This is a genomic window from Kitasatospora sp. NPDC059722 (assembly GCF_042733235.1).
Lineage (GTDB): Bacteria > Actinomycetota > Actinomycetes > Streptomycetales > Streptomycetaceae > Kitasatospora.
In genome coordinates this window covers 194,371-200,064 of record NZ_JBHWGD010000004.1, presented here as the reverse complement: position 1 = coordinate 200,064, position 5,694 = coordinate 194,371, and the positions used below count along the sequence as shown (strand labels likewise).

The window sequence follows — 5,694 nt, the reverse complement described above, 5'->3', positions numbered from 1 at the left end:
CGCCCGCGCGGGCCTGGGGGCGGGGGGTGGGGGCGCGGCCGCGGCGCGGGCGCGGGCGCCGCCGCGCGCCCCCCCCCCGGCCCCTGGCGGTCGGTCTTCGACGGCCACGGCGCGAACACCGGCTTCACGAACGGCCTGGCCCTCTCCCCCAAGCCGGCGCGGCAGCCGGACGAGACCCACGCCGGACTGATCGTCTCCACGCGGCAGTACGGGGACATGAGCCTCCAGGCCCGCATGCGCACCGTCGCCCAGCTGCGCACACCCACGCCCAACCCCTGGGAGGTGCCGTGGCTGGTGTGGGCGTACACCGACCCGGACCACTTCTACTACCTCATCCTCAAGCCCAACGGCTGGGAGCTCGGCAAGCGCGACCCCGCCTACCCCGGCGGCCAGCGCTTCCTGGCGACGGCCGCCGAGGAGTTCCCCGTCGGCGACTGGTCCGACGTCACGGTGGTCCAGCGCGGTGCCCACCTGGACGTGAGCGTCGACGGCAAGGGTCTGGTCTCCTACGACGACGAGGAACGCCCGTACCCGAGCGGCAGCATCGGCGCCTACACGGAGGACGCCCAGGCGGTGTTCAGCGACATAGCGGTGGAGCCGACGCAGTAACGTCCGCCGCCCACTGCCGCGACCTCGACGGACTGCTCCGGCGACGGCGCGGGGCGCAAACCCACGTGATCACGGGGCACCCGGTCTGCCAGACTGCCCGGCGTGAGCAATTCGAACGCCCTGCCGGTCCTGCGGACCCCCGATCTGCCGACCGCCTACCGTGCCGTCAAGCGGCTGCTGAACCTCGCGATCCCCATGGACTCGTTCAACGTCAGCGCGGAGACGGAGGCCCTCACACTCGCAGAGGCGCAGCGCATGGCGGCCGCCTTCCCGACGGCCACGATCGCCCCTGACGACCCGTACCGGCCGGAGTCCAACGACGACGTCCGCCGCATGGTCGTGGCGGGGGACCCGGACGTGGCGGCGCTGCTCCCCGTCTCGCTGATCCTCGAACGGCTGCCGGTCGGGTCCATCGAGGAGGCGTTCTTCGGGGTGATCGGGTCCGGTCCGGGTTCGATCGACTGGGACTGCTTCAGCTGGCCGGCGGTTCCGGAGCTCGGCCTGGCGGTCCGCAACAAGGACGCCTACGTCCAGATCGCGCTCAACAGCCGGGACGTGTTCGGTGACGTGCCCGCCGAGGACCACACGGTCTTCGTCCACTTCCGGCAGGGCGACGTGGAGCGCGCCGAATGGCTGGCCCGGCAGGCCGGGTTGCAGCCGGTCGGCCCGTTGGAGTGGGGCTGGTAGGGCTCCTGCTCGCGGCCGGGCGGCCGCATTGCGCGCCGTTCGTCCTACTGGCCGGACCGCGCGCGCTCGATGCCGTCGAGCATCAGGCCGAGCGTGAAGTCGAAGCGGTCGTGGGTGGTGCCGGCCGTCAACTCCTCGGCGTAGCGGCGGGTCTGGGGGTAGGCGTCCGGGAGGGCGGCGAAGCGGCGCAGGAGTTCGTCGCGTTCGACGACCCACGCGCCGTCGCCGCGTTCGTGGCGCTTGCCGGCCATGGAGAGCTCAAGGCTGTACGCGTTCACGTAGAGCATCAGCGAGTCCATGGCCCAGGCGGCGGCCTGCGGGGGGATGCCGCCGGCGAGGAGGATGGCGAGCAGGCCCTCGCCGACCCGGAGGGTGTCGAGGTCCGACGGGGCGGCGGCGAAGGCGGCCCGGGAGATGCCGGGGTAGCGCAGGTACTGGTCCCGGAGCTGGGTGCAGACGCCGGTGATCTGCTGCCGCCATTGGGCCGGGTCCGGCTCCGGGAGGTCGATCCGGGCGCACAGGCGGCCGATGAGCAGCTCGTCCAGGTCGTCCTTGTTCACCACGTGTGCGTAGAGCGAGGACGGCCCGGTCTCCAGGGCCGTCGCGAGGCGCCGCATGGTGAGGGCCTCGAAGCCCTCCTCCTCGATCATCGCGAACGCCATGCTGATGATCGCCTCGACCGTGATCGGCCTCTTGCGTCCGGCGGACGGCCCGCGCCGGACGCCCGGCGCGTCCGTGTCGGTGCCGAGCTGGTGCCGCGCTGCGCGTCGCTCCTGCGGGGTGGGTGCCATGCGAGCAGTCTAACCAACCTGCGAACGGTGTTCCACGCCACTAAGAACGGTGTTCGTATTGAACAGAACACCGATCTGCTGTAGAACGGTGTTCGTGTCTACTGACCAGCTCACTTCCCGATCCCCCGCGACCACCGGCAGCACCGTGCTGCCCCCGCGCACCGCGTGGCTCGTCGTGGTCGTCGTCTTCCTCGCCGACGTCATGGACCTCATCGACGCCAGCATCGCCAACCTCGCCGGCCCCTCCATCCGCGCCGACCTCGGCGGCAGCGAGTCCACGCTCCAGTGGGTGCTCAGCGCCTACACCGCCGCCTTCGCCCTCGGCCTCGTCACGTCCGGACGGCTCGGTGACCTGCTGGGCCGCCGGCGACTGTTCCTGCTCGGCTTGACCGGCTTCACCCTGGCCTCGCTCGCCTGCGGACTGGCCCCGAACCCGGCCCTCCTGATCACCGCCCGCACGCTCCAGGGCCTGTGCGGATCGGTCATGATCCCGCAGGGCATGGCCCTGGTGAAGATCGTCTTCCCGCCCCACCAGCTGCGCAAGGCCCTGACGCCCATCGGCCCCCTCATGGGCCTGGCGACCGTCGCCGGCCCGATCCTCGCCGGGTGGCTGCTCCACCTGAACCTCTTCGGCAGCGAGTGGCGCCCGATCTTCCTGATCAACATCCCCTTCGGCGTCATCGCCCTCGCGATCGCCTGGCGCGTGCTGCCCGCGCACGGCGGCGAGGACCGCTCCGCCCGCCTCGACCCGGTCGGCGTCGGGCTGCTCACCGCCGCGTCGGCACTGCTGATCGTCCCGCTCATCCAGGGCCGCGAGCACGGCTGGCCCGCCTGGAGCTACGCCATGATGGCGGGTGCGGCGGTCCTGTTCGCCCTGTTCGTGCGCTTCGAGCGGCGCAGCGCGCACCCGGTCATCACGCCGTCGCTGTTCCGCAAGCGCGGCTTCGTCGTCGGCCTGATGGTCTCGGGCGGTTTCTACGCCGCGCTGAGCGCGTTCGTCCTGACCGTCAACCTGCTGCTGCAGCAGGGCCTGGGCTGGTCGCCGCTGCACACCGGCCTCACGCTGATCCCGTGGGCCCTCGGCACCGCCCTCGCCGTCCTCCTCGCCGGCCGGTCACTGGCCGTGCGGCTCGGGCGCACCGCCCTGCACCTGGGCCTGGCGATCGCGGTCGCGGGCCTGCTGGCGCTGTGGTGGTCCACCGCCCACTGGGGCACCGACCTCTCCGCCTGGAAGCTGGCGCCCGCGCTCCTGCTCACCGGATTCGGCTCCGGCATGGTCTTCGTCCCGCTCGTCGACTACATCCTCGGCGACGCCACGACCGAGGAGGTCGGCACGGGCGCGGGCACCCTCAACGCCGTCCAGCAGTTCGCCGGCGCGATCGGCGTGGCCGCCCTCGGCACGGTGTTCTTCGCCCGCGCCGGGCACGGCTCGCCGCACTCCAGCATCGACGCCGCCGAACTCGTCCTCGCCATCACCGCCGGCCTGAACCTGATCGTCTTCGCACTGGTGGGGCTGCTGCCCCGGCACGCGCAGCAGGCGCACGGCTGAGCACGCACCCACCGACGCAAGGGAAAACACCATGAAGGCAGCACAGTTCAGCCGTTTCGGCGGCCCCGAGGTCCTGGAGATCGTCGACCTGCCCGACCCGCATCCGGGCCCCGGCGAGATCCGCATCGCCGTCCGCGCGGCGGGCGTCAACGCCAGCGACTGGAAGAAGCGCCGGGGCGAGATGGACCAGGCACTCCCCCAGGCCCTCGGCCACGAGGCGGCGGGCATCGTCGACGAACTCGGCGAAGGCGTTGAGGACTTCGCGATCGGCGACCGCGTCTTCGGCCTCTGCACGGCCGGCGCGGCCCAGGCCGAACTCGCGGTGCTCTCCTGCTGCGCGCCGATCCCGCGACCGCTCGACTTCCCGGCCGCCGCCGCACTGCCCGCCGCCGTCGAGACGGCCACCCGAGTACTCGACCAGCTCGGCGTCGCGGACGGACACGTCCTGCTGGTCCACGGCGCCTCGGGAACGATCGGCAGCGCCGCCGTCCAACTCGCCGTGGCGCGCGGTGCGCGCGTGATCGGGACCGCCGGCCTCGCGCGGCACGACTACCTGCGCGGCCTCGGGGCCGAGCCCGTCGTCTACGGACCCGGGCTCGTCGAACGAGTCCGGGCGGTGGCTCCCGACGGGGTCGACCTCGCGCTCGACGCCGCCGGGAGCGGGCTGCCCGACCTCATCACGCTGACGGGCGGGCCCGGGCAGGTCGTGACGATCGCCGACTTCGCCGGCGCACGGGAGCACGGCGTCCGGTTCAGCCGGGGCGACGACGGCCGCGCCCTTCACGCCATCCGCTCGATCGGCCCGCTGATCGAGGCCGGGCGCTTCACCCTCCCCGCCGTTCGGACCTTCGCGCTCGCCGACATAGCGGACGCGCACCGGGCCGGCGAGAGCGGCGGCCTGCGGGGGAAGCTCGTGCTGGTGATCGGCCCCGACGCCCGGCGTCACTCGGGCGGCGGGCTGTCCCAGGAGTAGGTGTCGGGCCGGTTGTGCGTACCGCCGGAGTTCTGGTCGTGGATGGCCGCGTCGGCGGTGTACGCCGTCCCGTCGGCGAAGTCGACCTGGCAGCGCAGGTGAACGGTCTCCCCGCGCACGGTGCCGTGGACGTGCGGGGTGCAGGAGACCGAACCGACCGGCCGGTGGTCCTGGGTGGTGATGTGGGACTTCATCACGTTCTGCAGGGCCACGTAGGCGTCGTTGTTCGGCCCGCAGGCGGCCGCGGTGGCGGCCAGGGCGACGACCGCCGCGGCTGCCACGGATGCCCGCGGCAGCCGGGCCCGCCGGGTCAGCCGGGCCCGCCCGCGAAGTCGGTCCACGCGCATCGGTGAGCTCCAGATCGCCGGTCGGAAGGAGCCCCGATCGTAGCCCCCGCAGGCGGGGCCCTTCACCACGCGATTCACCCGACCGGTCCCGCCCGACCCGTCCGACACACCACGACCGGCGGACCATCGCCCACCCCGGCAGGAGCGGCGCCTACTGTCACCCTCGCCCCTCAAAAGGGATATTTTCTGACAGATCGGAGAATCATCATGCACCGTCACACCACCTGGGCGCTGGCCGCACTCGCCGCCGCCGGCATCGCCGCCGTACCGACCGTCGCGAGCGCCGAGGTCGTCTCCGGCGGCAACCACGGAACGGTGGTGGTCGGCAACGGCAACCAGGTCGCGGGCTACGACATCATCAACGCGGGCCACGACGCCACCGTCGGCTCGCACAACGGCTCCAGCGGCGTGGCCGGCGGCGCCATGGACGCCGCCCAGGCGGCGGGCGGCAACTGGGACACCGTGATCGTCGGCAACGGCAACCAGGTCGCCGGTGACGACATCGTCAACGCCCTGAACGACGCCACCGTCGGCTCCTACAACGGCGGCTCGGGCATGGCGGCGATGATGACCACCGCCCTGAAGCCGATCACGGGCTGAGGCCGGGGCAGCCCCGGTTGAGGGGGGGCGGGGGGGGGCGGGGGCCCACCAACCCCCCCCCCGTTCAGTGACCCACAAGGCAAATAACACACACCCCGCGCCAAGACCCAAACACAAGAACACACAGACCTCTGGAGA

General features: G+C 72.6%; 7 protein-coding genes. 5 read left to right on the top strand and 2 right to left on the bottom strand.

Annotated elements, in window-relative coordinates:
* A partial coding sequence (locus tag ACFV4F_RS04365) for a family 16 glycoside hydrolase (RefSeq protein ID WP_380500384.1) occupies positions 1 to 609 on the top strand: 609 nt, incomplete at its 5' end.
* Positions 610 to 711: 102 nt separating this feature from the next.
* A complete protein-coding gene (locus ACFV4F_RS04360; RefSeq protein WP_380500383.1) occupies positions 712 to 1,296 on the top strand; it encodes a hypothetical protein in 585 nt (194 codons plus the stop codon).
* 44 nt (positions 1,297 to 1,340) lie between these two features.
* Here the strand turns inward: ACFV4F_RS04360 and ACFV4F_RS04355 are convergent, their stop codons facing one another.
* Entirely contained in the window at positions 1,341 to 2,087 is a 747-nt protein-coding gene (locus tag ACFV4F_RS04355) for a TetR/AcrR family transcriptional regulator (RefSeq protein WP_380500382.1), read from the bottom strand.
* Positions 2,088 to 2,181: 94 nt separating this feature from the next.
* Here ACFV4F_RS04355 and ACFV4F_RS04350 point away from each other — a divergent pair, with 94 nt between their 5' ends.
* Both ACFV4F_RS04350 and ACFV4F_RS04345 read left to right on the top strand, forming a co-directional pair.
* Positions 2,182 to 3,636 (top strand): DHA2 family efflux MFS transporter permease subunit, encoded by a 1,455-nt coding sequence (locus tag ACFV4F_RS04350; protein ID WP_380500381.1) that lies wholly within the window; start codon positions 2,182 to 2,184, stop codon positions 3,634 to 3,636.
* A gap of 31 nt (positions 3,637 to 3,667) precedes the next feature.
* Positions 3,668 to 4,609: an NADP-dependent oxidoreductase gene (locus ACFV4F_RS04345; protein WP_380500380.1), complete on the top strand. Its 942-nt coding sequence runs from the start codon at positions 3,668 to 3,670 to the stop codon at positions 4,607 to 4,609.
* Here the strand turns inward: ACFV4F_RS04345 and ACFV4F_RS04340 are convergent.
* Entirely contained in the window at positions 4,579 to 4,956 is a 378-nt protein-coding gene (locus tag ACFV4F_RS04340) for a hypothetical protein (protein ID WP_380447063.1), read from the bottom strand. The genes ACFV4F_RS04345 and ACFV4F_RS04340 overlap by 31 nt on opposite strands.
* Positions 4,957 to 5,163: 207 nt before the next feature.
* Between ACFV4F_RS04340 and ACFV4F_RS04335 the strand changes: the two genes are divergently transcribed.
* On the top strand, positions 5,164 to 5,556 hold the full coding sequence (locus tag ACFV4F_RS04335) for a hypothetical protein (RefSeq protein ID WP_380447061.1): 393 nt from the start codon (positions 5,164 to 5,166) through the stop codon (positions 5,554 to 5,556).
* Positions 5,557 to 5,694: the final 138 nt, after the last annotated feature.